Consider the following 20,390-nt stretch of genomic DNA (forward strand, 5'->3'; position numbering starts at 1 on the left):
CGTGGGCACAGCTGGATTCGAACCAGCGACTCCTGGTTTGTAGGATCAGTGCGGTCAAGGATCCAGGAGCTCCGCTGACCTGCGCAAACACATGCTGATCGAGTCGGCCCGACGGGATCTGGGCACGTATTCGGCACGGTGGTCAGGAGAGGGCGCGAATACGGCGAGCACGAATGCGCAATGTGGTGTCTCGACGGTGTGCGGTCCTCAGTGAGGGCTCGCCGTATGTGCATCGGTGTGTTGTTCGGCGTGCGGGTCGTGGTGCTCGTCGAGTTCGCTGAGTATGCCCCGAAGTCTGTTGCCGCTGTCCTGCCAGCTGGTGACGAAGGCGGTGCCGAGGATCCAGAGCACGGCGCCGACCGCGACGACGGCGGTGAGGTGGTCGGCGTGGAACAGCCCGGTGTGGTGGTGCGTGGCGGCCGGTACGCGGTGCCGCCCGACGGTCGTCACGATGCCGGTCCGGCCGTCTGTCGGTATGGAGTCTATGGGGTGAGATGACACAAGATCTACAGCGCCGTAGAGGCTTGGGCTGTTACGCCCAGCGATATGGCCATGGCTGATCTCAGGCGGCCGGCGCTTTGTTGACGTTGCCCTTTGCCTTGCCTTTCGGTGTGTTGTCGGGGTGTGGCTTTTATTCAACTGGAGCGCAGGGTGTATCGCCAAAAGAGGCATTTGTGAACTATCAGCACCAGTCTGTGTCTTCTGGAATGGCATTCAAGGCCAGCTGTACGACGACGTGTGTTACCCGACGTGCAATAACTATAGCTTCGACGGTCATGGATCATTCTCTCCTGGGCTCGAGCTCATGCCAAGAAGAGAAAAACGGTGAGGGCTGCGGATGGGCGGCACCACTAAGCCTCATCCGCCCGGCCCTGTGCCGTGGATCGAGGGCGTTCACGACTGAGACGCTCGGCGCCGGAATGGCAACATGCCGCATCGCAGTGGGCGATCGCCAACCGGCAGCTTTGGTCAGAAGAGCGCTGTGCAGGTGTAGACCTCCTTGCGGAAGCCGCGCAGAAGGGAAGGCCAGGCTGTGCTGGGCTGTACCAGGGCGTACGTCCAGGGGAAGTGCTCACTGCGCCGCCCGTTCCGAGTCAGCCGCTACTGCTCGGCTGCGATGACGCCCGCAGCGGCGGAGGCGGGCAGCTCACTGTGAACATGACCCGTATCTACCCGTCGACGAACTTCGTTCGCCAGGTTCGGAACCTCAAGTGCACAGCGACACACGGTAGGTTCCGGACTGGGAAAGCGACATGGAGGGACGTTTCGCCTTTGTTGATGATGGCTGTGCATGTGTTGGCGGATATATTCGCTGGTCAAGAACCGCAGCACCGATCCACCCGGGTCGGCACGGACCGAGTGGGCCCGCCCGTCAGCGGGCCCTATTAGGTTCGCCGTTGTCTGCCACCCGCGAGGCGGTACGCCGGGTCGTGCGCGCCGGAAGGTCATAGGGCCGATCCGGTGCGCACGATGCCGGTCGTCCGGCCGGAAACTTCGAACGGACGTTGCTGGTTCTGACTAGCAGTTGGGGATCCACTGCCAACTGCTGCCGTTGTAGTAGTAGGCGGAGTCGTTCTGGGTGTCGTTTGGGCCGCCGGTGAGGTAGTACGCCGACACGAAGGACCGGCCGTCCCGACCTGAATTCACAGAATCGAGATCCGTGAGGAGCCAATAGTGATTATAAATGGTGGACGTGCCGACTCGGTCTCCTGAGATCTTGCAGAAGAAGTAGTTGTTGGCGGCGTACAGCACACCGTCTGCGTTGCAGCGGGCGTGATCGGTCGAGTCCTTTGTGTCGCCGTAGCAGTGCTGGTCTTGGTAGCCGGTAGCCGTGCCCCACGTGTTCACGTAGTACTTCGCGGGCGTACCGGTACAGGACTGGTAGGAGATGTTAATGGTGTCTTCGTCGGTCAGCTTGATCCACTTGTCGTTGGCCTTGCCGCGCCGATCCTCTACCCGCGTGTCATACGGATAGATCCAGGTTGGGTTGAGTGCGGGGTCGGTGTACTTGATAACGCAGCCCGCATCCACTCGGAATGAATCGGTGTCTTTGAAGTGTCCGCCGTTGGAATAGGTGCCGGTGTTGGAGTCGGTGTTTGCTGGCAGCTGCGCGGTGTTCAGGCAGGTGAAGTTGACCGCGTAACGTGGCGCGTTGTCGTTCCAACACCAGCCGTACTCCGAGTCGACGTTACCTCCGCCGATCATCACCCAAGCGGATGAATTATTATCCACCTCGCCACAAAGTAGGCCCCCGAGGCTGCATGTTGACGCATTCGCAGGCTGTCCGTGGACAAGGAGTGCGGTGGTCATGCCGAGACAGACCACTAAGAGCCGAGCGATAAGACTTCGCCGCCGATGCATGGACTCTCCAACTCCGCGCACGAGTGCGCCGTCGTGGACCGAAGTGACGCCATCTTGACGCCATGGTGAGGACGCCCACCGCACCACAACTGGGTACGAGGTGACCTCAATCGGTCAGCAGCGCGCGGGTTCGGTCGCGGTATGACGGCTCGCCCGGGGGTGTGTCTGGGCAGCCTGGCAGGGGGGTCGGATCGTTCGGGTCGCGTGCGCAGCCTGACCGACGCCACACATGGCGCGATCTGTCCAGGCCCCCGCTCTGTTCAGTTGAGCGTTCAGCGTGGCACCTACTGCTGCAGGTCCTGACCTGCGGTCTTTCTGACGCTCGTGCCCGAGCAGAGCTGCGGATTAAAACTCCACAGCTTTACAAGAACCCCCTACTCGACGCGCTACCGCGTCCTGCTTCACAGTGCCACTACGTGTCATTTGGTCCACGTTCGCCATGCGCTTTACGGCATACCAGCCCGACGGAGTACCGGGTGCTGCCGGACGGTACCGCGCCATACGAGCACCCGCCGAGCACCCAAACCGGCCGTTGGGCTTGCATGGATATGCATCGCGCCTGCTCCTGAGGAGGCCCCACCTCATCGCCGAGTATGGCCGCCGGTGATGGGCGGCGGCCCCCATACGGTGGCCGGGCCAATGGCTCTGCTTCGGGCAACTGCAACTCGTGGCCAGGATCGTCCAGGTTTTGGAGATCGAGAACCACCGGCTCAAGGAGACCAACAGGAATCCGGAAAGAGCAGTTGGCCGACCATGCGGCAGTCCCCAACCTCACCCGACGACGTCGAACCTGATCCCGCACAACGAGGAGCGGTGGGATCGCGCGGTTGCGGCCGATTTTCGCACATAGCTCCTCTACGGGGGCACCGACGAAACTCGTGATCTTCCCAGCCCTAACGTCAGAGCCTGGGGGATCTCTCGCTGCCTCGCCTTGTCTCCCAAACGGTTGGCTGCTACCCAGTGGCCAGTGCGCATTGAGGCGCCCGCGTGAGGAAAATGCGCTCGTTGACGCCAGCCAGACGGTTGGCAGGGTCTGATACGAATGACGCCGGCCGGCGCGACATACGGGATCAACCGCGACTTCGAGGAGCGCTACCCGCTCGCGTACGTCGAGGAGATGGAGGCGGCACCTGCGCCGGGCTCCACGAGGAGGCCCGGACCACGCCCCAGCCCGTTCCGGCGCTGGGGCGAGGTCACCTTGTGTAAGGCTCGCCGATGTAACTGAGGGAGGTCTAGGATTCCCGTCCTACGGGTGGCGGCCCGATCTTCAGACGAGTGGCAATCACGGGTGATGATAAATGGTCGAGACGAATCCTGAGGTCACTCCGGCGTCGTTGGACTCGCTCACGGATCTCGGCGGCGAAGTGGTCCGGTTGTACGGACCGCGGTTCCAGAACGAACCGGCTGTGGTGTACCGGGAGATCAGGCGCAAGCACGGGCCGGTGGCGCCGGTTCTGCTCGAGAGTGATGTGCCGGCATGGCTCGTGCTCGGATACCGCGAGGTGCTCCACGTCACGAGCAATCCGCAGATCTTCGGACGTGACTCCCGTCGATGGAACGCCTGGGCGGCCATCCCCGCCGACTGGGCGATCCGGCCGTACGCCGAATACCAGCCGTGCTCGGTGTTCACCGAGGGGGACGAGCATCGGCGGCGTGGTGGCGCGCTGAGCGACGCCCTCGCGGCGGTCGACCAGTTCGAACTCCGGCATGACGTCGAGCGCATCGCCGACGGGCTCATCGACTTCTTCGCCAGCAGCGGCAAGGCCGACCTGATGACGCAGTACGCGCTCCGCCTGCCCGTGCTGACCATCGCGCGGCTGTTCGGCCTGCCCGATGCCGAGGCGCCGACCCTGGCCGCGGACATCGCCACCTCGGCCGACGAGGGCGAGGAGGCCGTACGGGCGCATCAGCGGGTGGTCGCCCGGATGCGGCGGCTCGTCGAGGAGAAGCAGGAGCGGCCCGGCTCGGACTACCCGTCCCGCCTCCTGGCCCATTCCGCGGGCCTGCCGCCGGAGGAGATTCCGACGGATCTGTTCCTGACGATGGGCGCGGCACAGCTCACGACCGCGGACTGGATGGGCAACACGCTGCGGCTGATGCTCACCGACGACCGGTTCTCGCTGAACCTGTCCGGTGGTCGCCGAAGTGTCGGCCAGGCGCTGAATGAGGTTCTGTGGGAGGAGACACCGACGCAGAACTTCGTCGGCCGGTGGGCGATCCAGGACACACGGCTGGCCGGCCAGCACATCCGCAAGGGCGACGCAGTCGTACTCGGGCTGGCGGCGGCCAACGCCGATCCGCTGGTACGGCCCGCCTCGTACGCGCGCACGTCCGGCAACCATGCCTACATGTCGTTCAGCCACGGCCTCCACGGGTGCCCGCAGCCCGCACGCGAGATCGCCGAGGCCATCGTCGAGACCGCCATCGAGGTACTGCTCGACCGGCTCCCGCACATCGCGCTGGCGGTACCGGAGAACGAGCTCCAATGGCGCCCGTCCGTGTGGATGCGCGGCCTGATCTCACTACCGGTCGTTTTCAGCCCGATGTAGCACCACTCGTGCCGGATCCAGATTCCGGACAGAGCGGACGGGCGTAACGTCGGACCACCGTTAATGGCAAATCATGAACGCGTGGGGAACCGTGGTTGCTCGTTGGATGCTCGTATGTCGCGGTACACGCCGTCACCTGGCGACACGTTTCGGCGAGCGAATCGGCGAAGTCTCGGACGAATCGATATAGACCGACATTGAGAGCGCCGATCCGTCACCTGAGCAGCGGACTCTTAATCCGCGGGGTTCGGGGTTCAAGTCCCTGGCGGCGCACCCGTGCTGAGCTGGGCATTCTAGACACTGTCGGGAGTGCCCAGCGTGCGTTTTGGGGCGGTTCGCCACCCGTGGGTGCTCCGAATGTCGTGATCTTGCCGGGCGGGGCCGTCGGCCGGTGCCGCGCCGCCACAGCAGGCCGCCGACATGGCCGGCCCACGGTTGGTCCACTCCGGTCGCACTCATCTGCCGTCGATCGCACGGGGAAACGGTGACGTACGTGTCGCGAATCGCATGGCGATCCTCCAGCGTGACCACCGCCGCGTCAGCCACTGTGCCGTCGTGCTGAATTGTGGACGTTCAGGTGGACCTGCGTCTTGCGGTGCCACCCGCGCATAGCGCTGGGGCGGCTACTTGGTGTGCACACTCCCGAGTGATGGGTTGCGGCGAATCGCTGCGGTGGCCTGCTGCCAGGCGGGGTCGCCGGCGTGGAGGGCCGATCGCAGGTAGGCCCAGGTCATGCGCTGGGTGACCGCGAGCCGTTCGGGGTCTTCGTCGTCGGTTTCGGCGAGGCTGTAGCCCATGATGCCGCCCAGGTAGTGCTTCGCGCCGGGCAGGGTCAGCAGGGCGTCGGCGCCCGGGCTGAGGTGGTAAGGCTCCGCGTGCCAGTCGGCGCCGCGGGTGGTCGCGACGGGGTTCCCGTCCTGGTCGCCGTAGACGACCAAGGTTCGCGTGGTCAGGTGGGAGAAGTCGGTTTCCAGCTCGGGGTACTGCTCGCGCATGGTACTGGTCATGCCCTCGGCGCTGCCGGTCGAGGCGAGCAGCACGCCCGCACTGACGCGGGGCTCACGCAGGTCGAGGATCGTGCCGTTGGCGGGATCGGTGGCCCGCGCGCCGAGCAGCGCGCTGACGGTGTTACCGCCCGCTGAGTGACCGACGACGGCGATGCGCGCCGAATCAAGCCGTCCGGCGACGACCGGCGCCTGGGCCTCGATGGCGTTCAGATTGTCCAGGATGAGGCCGAAGTCATCGATCCTTGATCGCCAGAACAGCGGGTAGCCGGGAGCGTCCTTGTCCAGGCCGAGTCCGCCACTGGGGGAACTCAGATGGGTCGGTTGGATAACGGCGAATCCGTGGCTCGCGTAGAAGTCGACGAGGGGCGAGTAGCCGTCCTTGGACTTCAGATAGTGTGAGCTGCCGCCGCCATGGGACAGCAGCACGATCGGCAGGGCGTCGCCGTGCAGGGGTGCGGTGACCCGCAGTTCCAGCGGGAGGCCGCGGTCGGGTGCCGGCAGGGTGACCGGGTTGACCGAGACGGTTGGCACGGCTTCCGGGACGGGGATGCTTCGGGCGAGCTGGACATAGTTGTTGGTCATGGACCTACCGTGCGGCCGGTCGTCGTGGTCTGCCAGGGCTGGTCCATCCAGGACCAGCCTGGTCCTGGATGCGGCGGCGTCCGCGTGCGCATACTGATGAGGTGATCGACCGGCCCGGACTCGCCGAATTCTTGCGTCGACGGCGTGAGGGACTCTCGCCGTCGGACGTCGGCCTGCCGGAGACCTCGCGTCGCAGGACGCCCGGCTTGCGGCGCGAAGAGGTCGCCGTGCTGGCCGGCGTATCGAGCGACTTCTACGCGCGACTGGAGCAGGCCCGCGGCTCCGACCCGTCAGAGTCGGTCGTGGCCGCGCTCGCTCGCGTGTTGCGGTGCACCCCGGATGAGAAGGACCATCTCTTCCGCCTCGCCGGTGTGCCGATTCCGTCCCGCCAGGTCGGTCGCCATATCGACCCGGGATTGCGTCAACTCGCCGCGCACCTGGATGGCCTGCCGACGTGCGTCTACAACGAGCTCGGCGAGGTGCTCTACACCAACGCGCTCGATGACGCGCTGCACTGCCGTGGCGAGCTTCGCCCCGGCCGTGACAGCAACCTCTATTGGCGCTGGTTCACGCGCCCAGCGTCCCGTGATCGCGTTCCGGAAGCAGATCGAGCCCGCCTGTCGGCGGCTCATGTCAGCGACCTTCGCGCCACCTACTCTCGCCGCGCCGAAGACGACCAGATCACTGAACTGGTGAATGACCTCGCGGTGCACAGTGCGGAGTTCCGGATGCTGTGGGACCGGCACGACGTGGCCGTCCGACGCGCTGATCTGAAGGATGTCCAGCACCCCACGGTCGGGCTGATCCGGCTGCGTTGCCAGTTGCTTGTGACGCCGGAGACCGGTATCCGGATGCGAACCCTCCTGCCGCTGGAGGGTACGGACGCCGCCGAGAAGCTTGAGCTGCTACGCGTGATCGGCACCCAGCAGTTTTCCGAAGCGGAGTGAAGACGCTACACCACCTCGTGGACGCAACCGGACGCGCCGGCCTGTCTTCCGGTCCCGTGGACCGAAAGACAGGCCGGCGCGCCGGAAACGCCGTCCGAAGTTGCTCCGGGAGCACCGGTCGATCACCGTCGCCAGGTAGAGGAACTCACCGTCGCGCGCCGGCGTGGACGATCGTCGGACCTCAGCGTCTTGCTCGGTCCGAGACGGCGGAAGTGCCGTAGCCCTGTGCTCTGACCTCCAGGTTCCCGGGAGACAGTTCGCCTCGGGGACAGGAGATCGTCACGGTCCGCTGCTCTCCGGGCAGCAACCACAGGTAGTTCTCGGAGTACCGGACGGGCAGTACCCGGTCTCCCGATCGATGGTCTCGTAGTGACAGCCGTACCATCGGCGCGACGACGTCGCCGGTGTTGCGTACGGTCACCGTGGTCGTCAGGCGGCCGTCACGCCCGGCGCGAGCATGGCCCCGGGTGACGTGCAAGACGGCTCCGGACAGCTTGGTCAGCGCCTGGAGGTCCTTTGGTTCGGCGCAGCGCCAGTAGGTGTTCTCGGACAGCGTCGTCCCGTCGGCGCTCGTGAGGCGCAGCCGGACCAGGTGCAGGGGGTGGTCGCCGCTCGGCTGGGAGACGGTGAAGGCGGACGCCGTCGACGAGGCGGCGATGTCGACGGTCCGCCGTTGGGGTGGTGCCAGCCGCCGGCCGGACAGGTCCAGCACTTCGGCGTCGACGACCGCCGCGCGCAGTTCATCGGCGGTGTGGTTGACCGCGATCACGTTCCAGTGCTGTGGGTCGGCTTGTACGTGGTGGGCCTCGCAGCCGGCGCGGGCGCCGTAGTAGCTGCCGTTGACGTCGAGGTCGTAGTCATAGGTCTGCCACACGGTGCTGTGCCAGGCCGGGTTGGACATCCACAGCAGCAGGCCGCTTGCGTCGTTCCACAGGTTGGCGTTCCATGCCTCGAACATCGCGCGCATGGACTCGAAGTTGACCAGCTGTGCCTTGGCGCAGAACTCCTCCAGGCTGGAGGACTCGCCCAGGCGTTCGTCGATCGCCGCCTTGTAGTTTTGCGGGTACTGGTTTCCGCGGGTAGACCAGTCGTGGTAGTTCCACACCGTGCCGATGGGCCAGCCGCCCTCGTCGCCGACCAGGTTGCGCATGCTCTCGACGACCGACACGGTGGGGATGCCTATCTCGGTGTGGAAGCCGAAAGTGTCGGCGGCGTAAGTCTGCGGCGAGTAGTACTGCTCGGGGTCGATCCAGGCGTACGGTCCGCTTCCGCTGACGACACCGGCCGCCGAGTTGCTGATGTAGCGCACGCCGGGATGCTCCTCGGCGACGGCTTTCCTGGCGCCCTCGTCGATCTCGCCCGAAGGTGTGCCCTCGTTGGCGCCGCACCACACCGCGATGCACGGGTGTGATCGGTACCGCCGCACGGTGTCGCGTACATGATCGAGATAGAGCGCGTGGTCCGGGGGGTCGAGGAACCAGGCGTTCCAGAAGTCGTTCCATACCAGCAGGCCGTTCTCGTCGCAGCGGGCGTAGAACTCCTCGCGGTTGCTACTGCCGAGCCAGTTGCGGATCATCGTGAAGTTCATGTCACGGTGCATCTCGACCGCGGCCTCCATTCGGCCGCCTCCCATGCGGCGCAGCAGCTCGTCCCATCCCCAGTTGCCGCCGCGGCACATGACCTTCACCCCGTTGACGCTGATCTGCAGCTGATGGGGCCGGTTGTCAACGGCTTGTACGTCGGTCCACTCCTGGCCGTCATCGGAGACCTGGACGGTGAAGGTCAGGGCGTACGCGACCTCCCAAACCAGGGTGATCCGGTTGAAGGTCTGCGTCCGGCCCAGGTCGACCTGAATCCACTGGTTGTCGGAGTAGGCGGAGGACCAGCGGGTCTGGGAGTCGCCGTCCACAGCGGCCGAGGCGGGATGGTCGGTGTTGTCGGTGGAAGAAGCGGAGGCGGCGGCGTGCAGGGCGAGATCGGTCTGAGCCTGCCCGCTGTCGACGACGGACAGTGTCCACAGGGAGACTCCGAAGCCGGTGGCGCGGCGGCCCGCCAGGATACGGACATGGCGGGCCCGCTGCGTAGGAACGTCGACGGTCTGCTCGACGCGGTTGGCACCCGGTTCGAAGGTGATGGGGTTGTCGGAGGCGTACTGCAGTTCGCGTAGCCCGACTCGTACGACGCGCCGGTCGCTGGGGGCGGCACCGACCGAGGTGGAGACCTCCAGGTCGTGCAGGACGGGATCACCGTAGCCGTTAGGCCACCACAGTGCCGGGTCGGACAGACGCAGGGAGGCGAACTCATCGGGGGCGAAGACCGCCTCGACGCTTCGCCCGCCGTCGATCGTGACGTCCTTGCTGACGCGGATGCCGCCGAGCCGGGCCTGAACCGTCACCGTGCGCCGGTCCGAGGCGGCGTTGCGGACAGGCACGGTCAGGGTGACGTCGGCCCGGGAACGGTCCGGCAGGTGGGGGAGCACGGTGTCCACCCGCGGATCGCCGATGACGGCCGGGCCGGTGGAGCGCAGCCGAACGTGGTTCCAGATGCCCATGACGCGGTCGCGTACCGCGGGCATCCAGTCCCAGCCGGACATCGCCAGGTAGGTGGGGCCGTTGCGCATCATCATGCCGGAGCCGGCGTCGGCATAGGGGACGCCGTCCGCGCCCTTGTCGCCGGGGTTGCCCGGGTAGGGCATGGGGTCGATTCGGACGGCCAGCACGTGCTGCCCGCCGTGCTCCAGGCGGGCGGTGACGTCGAAGGCGCCACGGGCGGTCGGATGAGTGAGTTCACCCACCTTGGTGCCGTCGAGCCAGATCTCCGCGTGGTGGTTGACCCCGTCCAGTTCAAGCCAGACGTGGTCATGGCCGCGGGCGCCGAACCCGTGCGGGACGTCGAATGTGCGGCGATACCACCAGGAATTGCGACTGAGCGCCTCGGGAACACGGAGGTTGCCGAAGCCCCGTACGGGGTCGGGCAGGTGGCCCTCCGCCACGAGGGAGGCCAGCACCGTGCCCGGCACCTGCGCGCGCAACCAGCGAGAGGTGTCCACCTCGGTGGACGACAGCCTCGCTCCGTCGCCGGCGCCGGCGAACCCATCGAGAGTGAGATTCCAGCCCGACTCGATCGGCACCGTGCCGTCGTCCGCGACTCGGAGCGGGGGGACCGGCCGGGCGCCGCTCGTCCAGTCGGTCCATCCCGACGACTGCCGACGGTTGGCCGGCGCGGTGCCGAGAACCTGGAAGGAGTTCAGCCCCAGCGGGTTGGGATTGGACAGCCCGGTGCCGACCATGCGGATCCACCGCGTCGTCACGGCCTGGTCCAGGACCACCTCGACGGTGCCACCGGTGTCCGTGGTGCCTTCCTTGACCGGCTTCCATGCTTTTCCGTCGGGCGAGACCTCGATGCGGAAGTGCGTGGCGTAGCTGGACAGGACCTCCCAGCCGGTGGTGTTCACGCGAGGGTTGACGTCGTCGGCGGGCTTGAACACGACATCGCCCTCGGCCGCCTCGAAGACGAGGACGACCGATGTGACCCGGCACGGTCCCTGCAGGTCGACGGCCACCCACTGCGGGGTGTCGGTGTCGGCCGCCCGCCATCCGCTGCCGCGGGGTCCGCTGCTCGCCATGCGGTCGACGACGAATTGACCGGCAGCGGGCGCGTAAGCGGTGGAGGAGACCTGTACGGGGCGGTAGAGCGCCAGGTCGGCGACGGGCGCCTGGCCTCCCGCCCCTGAGGCGGGGAGCGACGCGACCGCCTTCTCCTCGAACGCCCCGAACAAACTGACGCTCGCGAGTACGGTGGCCCCCGTGCGCAGCACGTCGCGGCGCGTCACCCGTGCTCTCCCGCGCGCGCCCTCAGTGTGGTCGTCGAGCATCGGGCTCCTTGGTCCGTGGTGCGGAGGCACGCCAACACGAGTCGAATGAGCTGACATCGTTGTCATCTGGCTGCGCATAGTTTTGACCTCAGGGCTCACGCTCGTCAAGAGGCCACCGACAGGCGATGAAAGCACCAACAGGCCGAGAGTCGCTCGGCCGGCGACGCGGCGGAGGGTTGACAGAGGAATCCAGTGCGTCTGACACTGATCAACCGCTGTCAACGTTGTCATAGATCCTTGCCGGCCCGAGCGTCAGCCGCAGGCCGCGCGAACTCCCAGAGCTGTCGGAACCTCCCCCGCCAAGGAGCGTGGTCGTGGCCCAACCCCCTCGCCGCCTTTTCCGCAGGCGCTGTTCCCGACATCCTGTACCCGTTTCGGTGGCGGCATTGGCGGGCATCGTCCTGTCCCTGTTCCCCGCGCAGAGCGCCTTGGCCCAGCCCGTGCCGCGTCCCGCCGGACCCGGCACCTTCGCGACATCGTTCGAGCCGGGCGACCCTGCCCCCGGCCGGCAGAGCACACCGGACGGCGGCCACGACAGCCACCGAACGGCGGGCGTGTACCCCGACACCGGCGCCGGGCTACCCGGTTCGGCGATGTCCGCGGTGACGGGCGTCACCGCGAGTGATGAGATCCTGCCCGACCACGGCGCGGCACGTGCCACCGACGGCGACGTCAACAGCATCTGGCAGGCCGCGAGCCGGTCGCCCTGGCTGGCGGTCGCTTTCACCGCACCCACCCGGATCGAGAGCTACACCATGACCTCGGCGTCCGACTGGCCCGAGCGGGATCCCCAGTCCTGGCGGCTGGAGGGCTCGACCGATGGGCGGATCTGGCAGACGGTGGACACCGAGAGCGGTCAGCGGTTCGGCCAGCGCTCGCAGACGAGGATCTTCGCCGTCCGGCACGCGGGCGCGTACTCCCACTACCGGCTGGCGATCTCCGCCAATCACGGTGACGGTCACACGCAGCTCGCCGAACTGGCCCTCGGCGGGGCGCCGTCGGAGGAGGCCGGAATGACGGCCGCGATCGGGGACGGCCCTTCGTCGAGCCCCACGGCCAAGACGCACGTCGGCTTCACCGGAACGCACGCTCTCCACTACGCAGGATGGCAGCTCACCGATCACGGCAGGGCGTACGACACGATTTACCAGGTCTCCCTGCCGGTACGTCGTGACACCCGGTTGTCGTACAAGGTCTTTCCGGAGTTCACGGGCAAGGACCTGGCGTTCCCGAGTACGTACGTCGCGGTCGATCTGGCCTTCAGCGACGGCACCTACCTCAGTGAACTCGATGCCACCGACCAGAACGGCAAGGGCCTGAGCCCGCGGGCGCAGGGAGAGTCGAAGGTACTGCACACCGACCAGTGGAACGCGGTGATCGCTGACATCGGCCGGGTCGCGGTCGGCAAGACCATCACCCGCATCAGGGTCGGCTACGACGACCCCTCCGGTCCCGGGCGTTTCGCCGGCTGGTTGGACGACATCGACATCGGATCGGCGCCGCCGACGGACGACTGCGCCCACCCGTCGACGTGTGTCATCACCACTCGCGGCACCAACTCCACAGGCGACTATTCGCGCGGCAACGACATCCCGGCCGCTGCGCTCCCGCACGGCTTCAACTTCTGGACTCCGGTCACCGATGCGGGCAGCACCGGGATCATCTACGCGTATCAGAAGGGCAACAACGCCGCGAACGAGCCCGAGATCCAGGCGTTCTCCGTCAGCCACGAGCCCAGCATCTGGGTCGCCGATCATCAGACGTTCCAGGTGATGCCGTCCACGTCCGCCGTCCCGGCGACGGCCGACCGCGCCGCCCGCGCGCTCGCGTTCAGCCACGACCATGAGACCGCTCGCGCCGACTACTACGGCGTGACCTTCGACAACGGCCTGCACGGGGAGATCACGCCGACCGATCACGCCGCCGTGATGCGGTTCAGCTTTCCCTCCGGCCAGAACAGCCTGATCTTCGACAACGTCAACGACAACGGCGGTCTGACGATCGACCGTGCGCACGGCGTGGTCAGCGGCTACTCCGACGTCGCGGGGTTCTGGGGCGCGCCCCGCATGTTCGTCTACGCGACCTTCGACCGGCCGATGACCGGTAGCGGCCCGCTGACCGGCGGCGGTGGGGCGAACGTCTCCGGATACGCGGGCTTCTCCCTGGGCACGGACCACCGGCTGACCATGCGCATCGCAACGTCCTTCATCAGTGTCGACCAGGCGAAACACAACCTCGGACTCGAAGTCGGCAACGCCGGGTTCGACCAGGTGCACGCCGTGGCACAGCGGACCTGGGATGAGGCACTGGGCGTGATCAGGCCGGACGGTGCGAGCCAGGACCAGCTCATAACGCTCTACTCCAGTCTCTACCGCCTGAACCTGTACCCGAACGAGCTGTTCGAGAACACCGGCACACAGGCCGCTCCCGACTATCGCTACGCCAGCCCGTATCGGCCGGCCACCGGCCAGGCGACCTCCACGACCACCGGGGCCGCGGTGATGAAGGGCAAGCCGTACGCCAACGAGGGTTTCTGGGACACCTACCGGACCGCTTGGTCGCTGGACGCGCTGCTCTATCCGAAGCTGACCGGCGAGATGATCGACGGGTTCGTGCAGCAGTACCGGGACGGTGGCTGGATCGGGCAGTGGACGGCGCCCGGCTATCTCGGATTCAGCGGCACCAACTCGGACGTGGCCATCGCCGACGCCTATCTGCGCGGGGTGACCAACTTCGACGTCCGCAAGGCGTACGAGGCCGCGATCAAGAACGCCACGATCCCGTCGTCCGGGCTGACCGGCCGTCCCGACGTGGCGCATTCCACCTTCCTGGGCTACACCCCGCAGACGACCGGCTCCAGCGCGTCGGTATCGCTGGAGGACTACCTCGCCGACTACGGCATCTCCCAAATGTCACTGAAGCTGTACCGGACCAGCGCGGCCGACGACGTCCACCGGCGTGAGTATCTGGACAATTACCGGTACTTCCGCGACCGGGCCCAGCACTACGTCGAGCTGTTCGATAAGTCCACCGGCTTCTTCCAGTCCCGCAACGCCAACGGCAGCTCGGAGCACACGCCCGGCACCTACAACCCGCTGGACTGGAACGCCACCGACTACACCGAGGGCGACGGATGGACGTATGCCTTCGCCGTTCCCGAGGACGGCAACGGCCTGGCCAACCTCTACGGCGGCCGGGCCGCCCTCGCCGACAAGCTCGACAAGTTCTTCGCCACACCGGAGACCGCGCAGTACGGCGGAGGCTGGGGTGGTCCCTACCACGAGATGTTCGAGTCCCGGGACGACCAGATCGGGCAGTGGGCCTTCAACGACCAGCCGTCAATGCACGTGCCCTACATGTACGACTACGTGGGGCAGCCGGCCAAGGCCGCAGCGCACATACGGGACGCGCTAGGCCGGCTGTTCACCGGCAGCACGATCGGCCAGGGCTACCCCGGTGACGAGGACAACGGTTCCATGTCGGCGTTCTACATCGACAACGCGCTCGGGCTCTACCCGCTACAGCAAGGCTCGCCCACGTTCGCCATTGGATCGCCCCTGTACGACCGAGTCACCATCCGCCCGACCGGCGGTCGTACGTTGACCATCACCGCACACCACAACTCAGACCGCAACATCTACGTCCAGTCGATGCGGATCAACGGAAAGAGCTGGGACAAGACCTATGTCCAGCACGCCGACCTGACCCGCGGCGGACACATCGACTTCCAGATGGGCCCGCGCGCCTCAGCCTGGGGTACCTCGCCTTCGGCCGCGCCCCCGTCGCTGACCACCGGTTCCAAGGCCGCGAACCCGCCGGTCGACCAGACCGGTTCCGGGAGCGGAACGGCGACGACGAATGACGGCACCGACCCGGCCGCACTGTTCGACAACGACTCGAACACCGCGGTCGCCTTCTCCACCGGACCGAAGTCCCTCACCTATCGGTTCGACCGACCGCACCCCATCGCCCAATACACGCTCACCAGCGCCGCCCAATCCGGCGGTGACCCGGCGGCCTGGAAGGTCAGCGTTTCCACCGACGGCACTCACTGGACAGAGGTGGACCGCAGAAGCGCCGAGCAGTTCACTTGGCGCCAGCAGACGCGGGCCTTCACGCCGAGTGATGTGACCGGCAGCTACCAGTATGTTCGGTTCGATTTCGACCCGCCGGCAGACGGCCACGGGCTGAGACTGTCCGAGGTGGAGTTGCTCGCCAAGCGTTGATCACGCGGACAGCACACGGGCGCCGCCCGCCCGGTGCCGGCACCACGAGAGAAGGCCGTGGTGCCGGCACCGGAAACGAGCCGCCGACCGGCGGGAGCGCGTCGCGCGGGCAGCCCTGGAGGTCATGCCGTGTGATCGTATGAAGAGTCAGGAGACGATTCCATGCCGCATGGTGGCCGGCCCGCTCATTCTGGCGTGCGTTCGGTGACAGCGGCGGGGGCTGGACCAATCATCGCGGTTGGGCGGCCTCGGACGGCACGTATTCGGCGACGCTGCCGGGCGGGCGCGTCGCATGGCTCCTCAACGACACCTTCCTCGGCCCGGTGAACGCCGACGAAAGCCTGCCGAAAGACGCGGGCTTCGTCCACAACACCATCGTCTTGGCCGGACGTGACGGGCTTCCCGAGACCACGTTGACCGGAGGGACGCACGACGCACCGCAGTCGCTCATCGGCGAGACGCCGTCGGCGCCGCCGTGGGATCCCTCGGGGACGAACGACACCTGGTACTGGAACGGCGACGGCATCATGGACGGTGGCGAGCTGCGACTGTTCGAGTACGCCCAGGTCCCCACGGACGACCCGCCGCCGTGGAACTTCAAATGGGTCAGGACCGACACCGGCTCCGGCTGGTCGAACGACCCGACCGGGTCGGCGCGCGTGACCGACAACGTCGGGGCCTCGTACAGCGTTACCGAGGTGAACGGCTACTACGTCCTCACCACATCCGACGCCTATCTCGGTCACGACATCTACGTGGCGACCGCGCCGACACCCGTCGGTCCATTCACGAATCGGACCGACGTGTACACGGCCCCCGAGGGCGGCGGCGACATCTACGCGCCGTACAACATCGCAGCGCACCCGGAACTGAGTCGCCCCGGCGAGCTGGTGATCTCCTACAACGTCAACAGCCAGAAGATCGACGACCTGTACGCGAACATCAACAACAACCGCGCCCGCTTCCTCGACCTGCGCTTCGCGCGGTAGGGCACTGAGAGCGTCAGGACTTCAGGAGCTGGACGCCACGCTGCACCAGATGAGTGGGGATCACGGTCTCCGACGGCCAGGACGTGTCGCCACCGATCCGCTCGAACAGCCGGAGGGTGGCGGCGCGGCCGAGTTCCTGCACATCGTAGGCGATCACGGTCAGCGGGCGCGGCATCAGTGTGGCCAGTTCGAAGTCGTCGAAGCCCAGCAGCGCGGCGTCGCTGTCGCGGCGGTACAGCTCCTGGATCGCGCCGATGGTGCTCCGGTTGTTGCCGGTGAAGAAGGCGGTGGGCGGGTCGACGCCGTCGAGCATGGTGGCGACGGCGTGGGCGGCCTCATCGGGGTTCGTGACGCCGACCCTGACCAGTGCGTCGTCATAGGGAATGCCCGCCTCGGCCAGCGCCGAGCGCACGCCGGCCAGCCGTTCACGTGCGGTGTAGATGACCGGGGAGTCGATGACGACTCCGATACGGCGGTGTCCGTCCTTCAGCAGGTCCACGATGCCGGCCCGAGCACCCGCCGCGTTGTCGATGACAACGCTGTCGGCCAGGATGCCCGACGGGGGACGGTCCAGGAAAACCATCCGCATGCCCATCTCGACCTCGGGTCGGGTGTAGGAGTGGTCGGAGCCGGCGGGCACGATGATCATGCCGTCCACTCGGCGCTGGCACAGTTGGAGGAACTGACGTTGTTCCAGCTCGGGGTTCTCTTCGGAGCTGACGGTGATCAGATGGGTGTCGTGGGTGCGCGCGATGTTGGCCACCGTCGCCGCGATCGTGGAGTAGAACGGGTTGGCCAGGTCCTCGATGATCAGCCCGATGGTCGCGGTCTGCCCGCCGGAGCGCAGTGAGCTGGCCATGGTGTTGCGGCGAAACCCGAGCTTGCTGACCGCCGCGAGCACCTGGTCGGCCAGTTCGGCGCGCACGCCCGGCTCGTTGTTGATGACACGGGACACCGTCTTCGGGCTGACTCCGGCGGCGGCAGCCACATCTGAGATCGTCGGCCTGCGCGGCCTGTCCTGCTTGTCCACCAGAGCCCTTCTGCCAGAGATCGCTCAGCCCTGTTCGTCGTCCCGAACTTCGGCGGTCGACGGCTGCCCGACAGCATAGGCCGCCTAGGGGAGACATCGTTATCAGCCATGCCTCGTCCATCGTCCGTCCACTCGAAGGGTCAACGGTCGAGTGGCCTGGCGAGTTCCGCCCCCCAGATCGCCAGGTCAGAGCCGCTTCTCCGCCACCATGGGCACGACCGGGAGGGAAAGAGCCTCGGCCGCAAGAGGATCACGACGATGCTTCTGTCGATGACAACGTTGTCTCGCTCTGGTGACGCGTGGACCGGTGGCTGTCCGCCGACCTGGGACCGGCCTGGTAGGGCACGCGGTTTGACCGGTGCTGCCGAGGGCTCCGAACATCGTCGGCCTGGAATCAGGTGCCGATCGCCACGGGGGCCGTCGACCCCCGTAGCCGCGGCTCCGGTTCGATGAGGATCTCCTCGGTGGCGACGGTCCGGTTCGAGATCAGCGACGTGACGATGCGTGCGACATTCTTCGCGATGCGCTCGATCGGCTGCCGGACCGTCGTGAGCGGGGGCCCGATGAAGTCGAGTACGGGCGAGTCGTCATATCCCACGACCGAGATGTCCTTCGGCACACTCAACCCGGCGCGCTCCGCGGCCCGGTACGCGCCGAAGGCCATCTCGTCGCTGGAGGCCACGATGCCGGTCACCCCCTGGGCGAGCAGTGTGGTCGCGGCCTGCTGACCGCCCTCGATGTTGAAGTGCTGGCGCACGACGAACTCTTCGGAGTTGTCGACGCCGCGGCGGTCCAGGGCCCGCAGGAATCCCTCGACTCGGCGGTCGGCCGGGAGGTTGCCGGTCGGTCCGGCGAGGAGGCCGATCCTCCGGTGCCCGAGGTCGTGCAGGTGTCCGATCGCCGGCTCGGCGGCGCGCCAGTCGTCGGTGGAGACGACCGGAGCCTCGGTCTCGGGGAAACCACCGTTGATGCTCACGTACGGGATGCCGCGTGACTCGACGAACTGCACGACGCGGTGGTCTTCGTCCCGGAGGGTGTTGCTCGAGGACAGGAAGACGATCGCGGCGACGCCCGCGTCGACGAGCGACTCGACGTAGTCCCGTTCTCGCGGCGTGCCCGGGTATACGGGGCAGATGATCGTCGTCAGTCCGTACGGATTGAGCTCGTTCTCGACGCGTTCGGCCTGGAGGGCGAAGATCGGGTTCTTCAGGTTGGGGGTGAGCATGACGACGAGCCGGTTGTCGAGGGGGCGTTCGTAGCCCACCTGCTTCAGCGCTTTCTCCACCGCCTGCCGGGTGGCCGGGGAGACGCCGTACTTGCGGTTGATGATCCGGCTGACGGTGGCTTCGCTGACGGCGGCGGCCTGCGCGATCTGCGCGATCTGTCGTGTTGCCGACGGGCGCACGAGATCCCTTCCGCCGCTTCGGCGGTTCAGGACCATTCCCTGTCGTCATCTCAAACCTTCCAATTGAACGCGTGCTCATCCGGAGCGAATGCGCACTCTGCGCCTGCACCAGCCGACCGGACCGCTCATGTCGTCGGACACGTACCACCACACGACGTCCGCCGAGGAGTCCGCCGCCGACCTGGACGCCCTGCTCGGCACCGGCGCGTCGGTCAACCTCTACATGTTCCACGGCGGCACCAACTTCGGCCTGACGAACGGCGCGAACGACCGGGGCGTGTACCAGCCCATCGCCACGACGTACGACTACGACGCGCCGCTCGACGAGGCCGGGTGGCCGACCGCGAAGTACTGGGCCTACCGAGAGGTCCTGGCGAAGTACACCACGGTGCCCGACGAGGTGCCGGACGCCGCCGAGCCGGCGCCGACCGGGGAGGTCCGGCTGACTCCCGCCGGTTCCTTCCCCGAGATGGCGTTCACGACGATGCCCGTCGCGCCGACCCACACCGTGCCGACCTTCGCGGAGACGCGCGACGACGCCGCGTACGTCCTCCACCGGGCCCGTCTACGGCACCCGTCGGCGTCGGTCCTCACCGTGGGCGAGGTCCGTGACCGTGTGCACGTCCTCGTCGACGGGCACTGTGTCGGCGTGCTCCAGCGCGAGGACCGCGCGACCGTGCTCACGCTGCCGCCGGTCACCCGGGAGTTGCTCCTCGTCGTCGAGGACCAGGGCCGCGTGAACTACGGTCCCCGCCTGGGTGAGGACAAGGGCGTCATCGGCGGCGTCCGCGTCGACGGCTCACCGGTGACGGGTTGGGAGACGGTCGCGCTCGACGCGGATGACGTGATCGCGCTCCCTCGCGACGACGCGCTCGTCGAATCCCGGTCGCTCCCGGCGCTGACCGTCGCGGTGGGCACGTTCGAGGCCGAGGACGCGCGCGACCGGTTCCTCGACGTCTCCACGCTGGGCAAGGGAGTCGCGTGGGTCAACGGGTTCTGCCTCGGGAGGTACTGGTCGCGCGGACCGCAGCGAACCCCTGTTCGTCCCCGGTCCCGTACTCGTACGGGGCGGGGAGAACACCCTGGACGTCCTCGAGCTCGACACCGCACCGGCCGCCGCGGTCCGGTTCGTGGCCGACCTCGATCTGGGGCCCGTCAAGGACTAGGGGTCCTGGCATGAGGTCTTGTTGAGGGCCGATGAGCCGTACGGTCGATCGCTGTCTGCGTGGCACTGGCCGCGGGATTGGCCGCCGCGGGCGCTTCCTCGGCGGTGGCCGTCGGGGCGGTGCTCGGATACCGGATGATCACGGTCTGGCTACCGTTGCCGCCCGCCGCCCGCCGCCCGCCGCCTGCACCTTCGCCGTCCTGTGGTGCCGCCGGATCATCTGCGGTTTGCCTCTAGGTAACCCTCGCACTACTA

11 protein-coding genes and 2 tRNA genes are annotated in these 20,390 nt (G+C 67.1%); 6 read left to right on the plus strand and 7 right to left on the minus strand.

Going from position 1 to position 20,390, the window contains the following annotated elements:
* Positions 1–2: 2 nt before the first annotated feature.
* The 3 genes from ABEA10_RS00655 to ABEA10_RS00665 all read right to left on the minus strand — a co-directional run bounded on the left by ABEA10_RS00655 (position 3) and on the right by ABEA10_RS00665 (position 2,205).
* Positions 3–76: transfer RNA gene (locus tag ABEA10_RS00655), tRNA-Val, on the minus strand.
* Positions 77–207: 131 nt separating this feature from the next.
* A complete protein-coding gene (locus ABEA10_RS00660; protein ID WP_345455831.1) occupies positions 208–450 on the minus strand; it encodes a hypothetical protein in 243 nt (80 codons plus the stop codon).
* 1,068 nt (positions 451–1,518) lie between these two features.
* On the minus strand, positions 1,519–2,205 hold the full coding sequence (locus ABEA10_RS00665) for a hypothetical protein (RefSeq protein WP_345455834.1): 687 nt from the start codon (positions 2,203–2,205) through the stop codon (positions 1,519–1,521).
* A gap of 1,454 nt (positions 2,206–3,659) precedes the next feature.
* On the opposite strand from ABEA10_RS00665, the gene ABEA10_RS00670 reads away from it, so the two are divergent.
* Complete coding sequence (locus ABEA10_RS00670) at positions 3,660–4,910, plus strand: cytochrome P450 (protein WP_345455837.1); 1,251 nt, start codon at positions 3,660–3,662, stop codon at positions 4,908–4,910.
* Between the two features lie 152 nt (positions 4,911–5,062).
* Positions 5,063–5,183, plus strand: a tRNA-Lys gene (locus tag ABEA10_RS00675).
* 350 nt (positions 5,184–5,533) lie between these two features.
* Here ABEA10_RS00675 and ABEA10_RS00680 read toward each other — a convergent pair.
* Entirely contained in the window at positions 5,534–6,499 is a 966-nt protein-coding gene (locus ABEA10_RS00680) for an alpha/beta hydrolase family protein (protein WP_345455840.1), read from the minus strand.
* A gap of 101 nt (positions 6,500–6,600) precedes the next feature.
* Here ABEA10_RS00680 and ABEA10_RS00685 point away from each other — a divergent pair, with 101 nt between their 5' ends.
* A complete protein-coding gene (locus ABEA10_RS00685) occupies positions 6,601–7,446 on the plus strand; it encodes a helix-turn-helix transcriptional regulator (protein WP_345455842.1) in 846 nt (281 codons plus the stop codon).
* 181 nt (positions 7,447–7,627) lie between these two features.
* On the opposite strand, the gene ABEA10_RS00690 is transcribed toward ABEA10_RS00685, so the two are convergent.
* The gene (locus ABEA10_RS00690) at positions 7,628–11,320 is read right to left on the minus strand and encodes a discoidin domain-containing protein (RefSeq protein ID WP_345455844.1); all 3,693 of its coding nucleotides are present in this window, start codon (positions 11,318–11,320) and stop codon (positions 7,628–7,630) included.
* Positions 11,321–11,697: 377 nt separating this feature from the next.
* Between ABEA10_RS00690 and ABEA10_RS00695 the strand changes: the two genes are divergently transcribed.
* Positions 11,698–15,546 carry a GH92 family glycosyl hydrolase gene (locus tag ABEA10_RS00695; protein WP_345455847.1) on the plus strand — a complete coding sequence of 1,283 codons (3,849 nt, stop codon included), beginning with the start codon at positions 11,698–11,700 and terminating at the stop codon, positions 15,544–15,546.
* 323 nt (positions 15,547–15,869) lie between these two features.
* A complete protein-coding gene (locus ABEA10_RS00700) occupies positions 15,870–16,535 on the plus strand; it encodes a DUF5005 domain-containing protein (RefSeq protein ID WP_345455849.1) in 666 nt (221 codons plus the stop codon).
* A 13-nt stretch (positions 16,536–16,548) separates the two neighbouring features.
* Here ABEA10_RS00700 and ABEA10_RS00705 read toward each other — a convergent pair whose 3' ends face one another.
* A complete protein-coding gene (locus ABEA10_RS00705) occupies positions 16,549–17,523 on the minus strand; it encodes a LacI family DNA-binding transcriptional regulator (protein ID WP_345455852.1) in 975 nt (324 codons plus the stop codon).
* Positions 17,524–17,959: 436 nt separating this feature from the next.
* Entirely contained in the window at positions 17,960–18,970 is a 1,011-nt protein-coding gene (locus ABEA10_RS00710) for a LacI family DNA-binding transcriptional regulator (RefSeq protein WP_345455855.1), read from the minus strand.
* Positions 18,971–19,058: 88 nt separating this feature from the next.
* Between ABEA10_RS00710 and ABEA10_RS00715 the strand changes: the two genes are divergently transcribed.
* The gene (locus ABEA10_RS00715) at positions 19,059–20,150 is read left to right on the plus strand and encodes a beta-galactosidase (RefSeq protein WP_345455858.1); all 1,092 of its coding nucleotides are present in this window, start codon (positions 19,059–19,061) and stop codon (positions 20,148–20,150) included.
* Positions 20,151–20,390 lie beyond the last annotated feature (240 nt).

The sequence above is a fragment of the Actinoallomurus oryzae genome (genome assembly GCF_039541955.1).
Lineage (GTDB): Bacteria > Actinomycetota > Actinomycetes > Streptosporangiales > Streptosporangiaceae > Actinoallomurus > Actinoallomurus oryzae.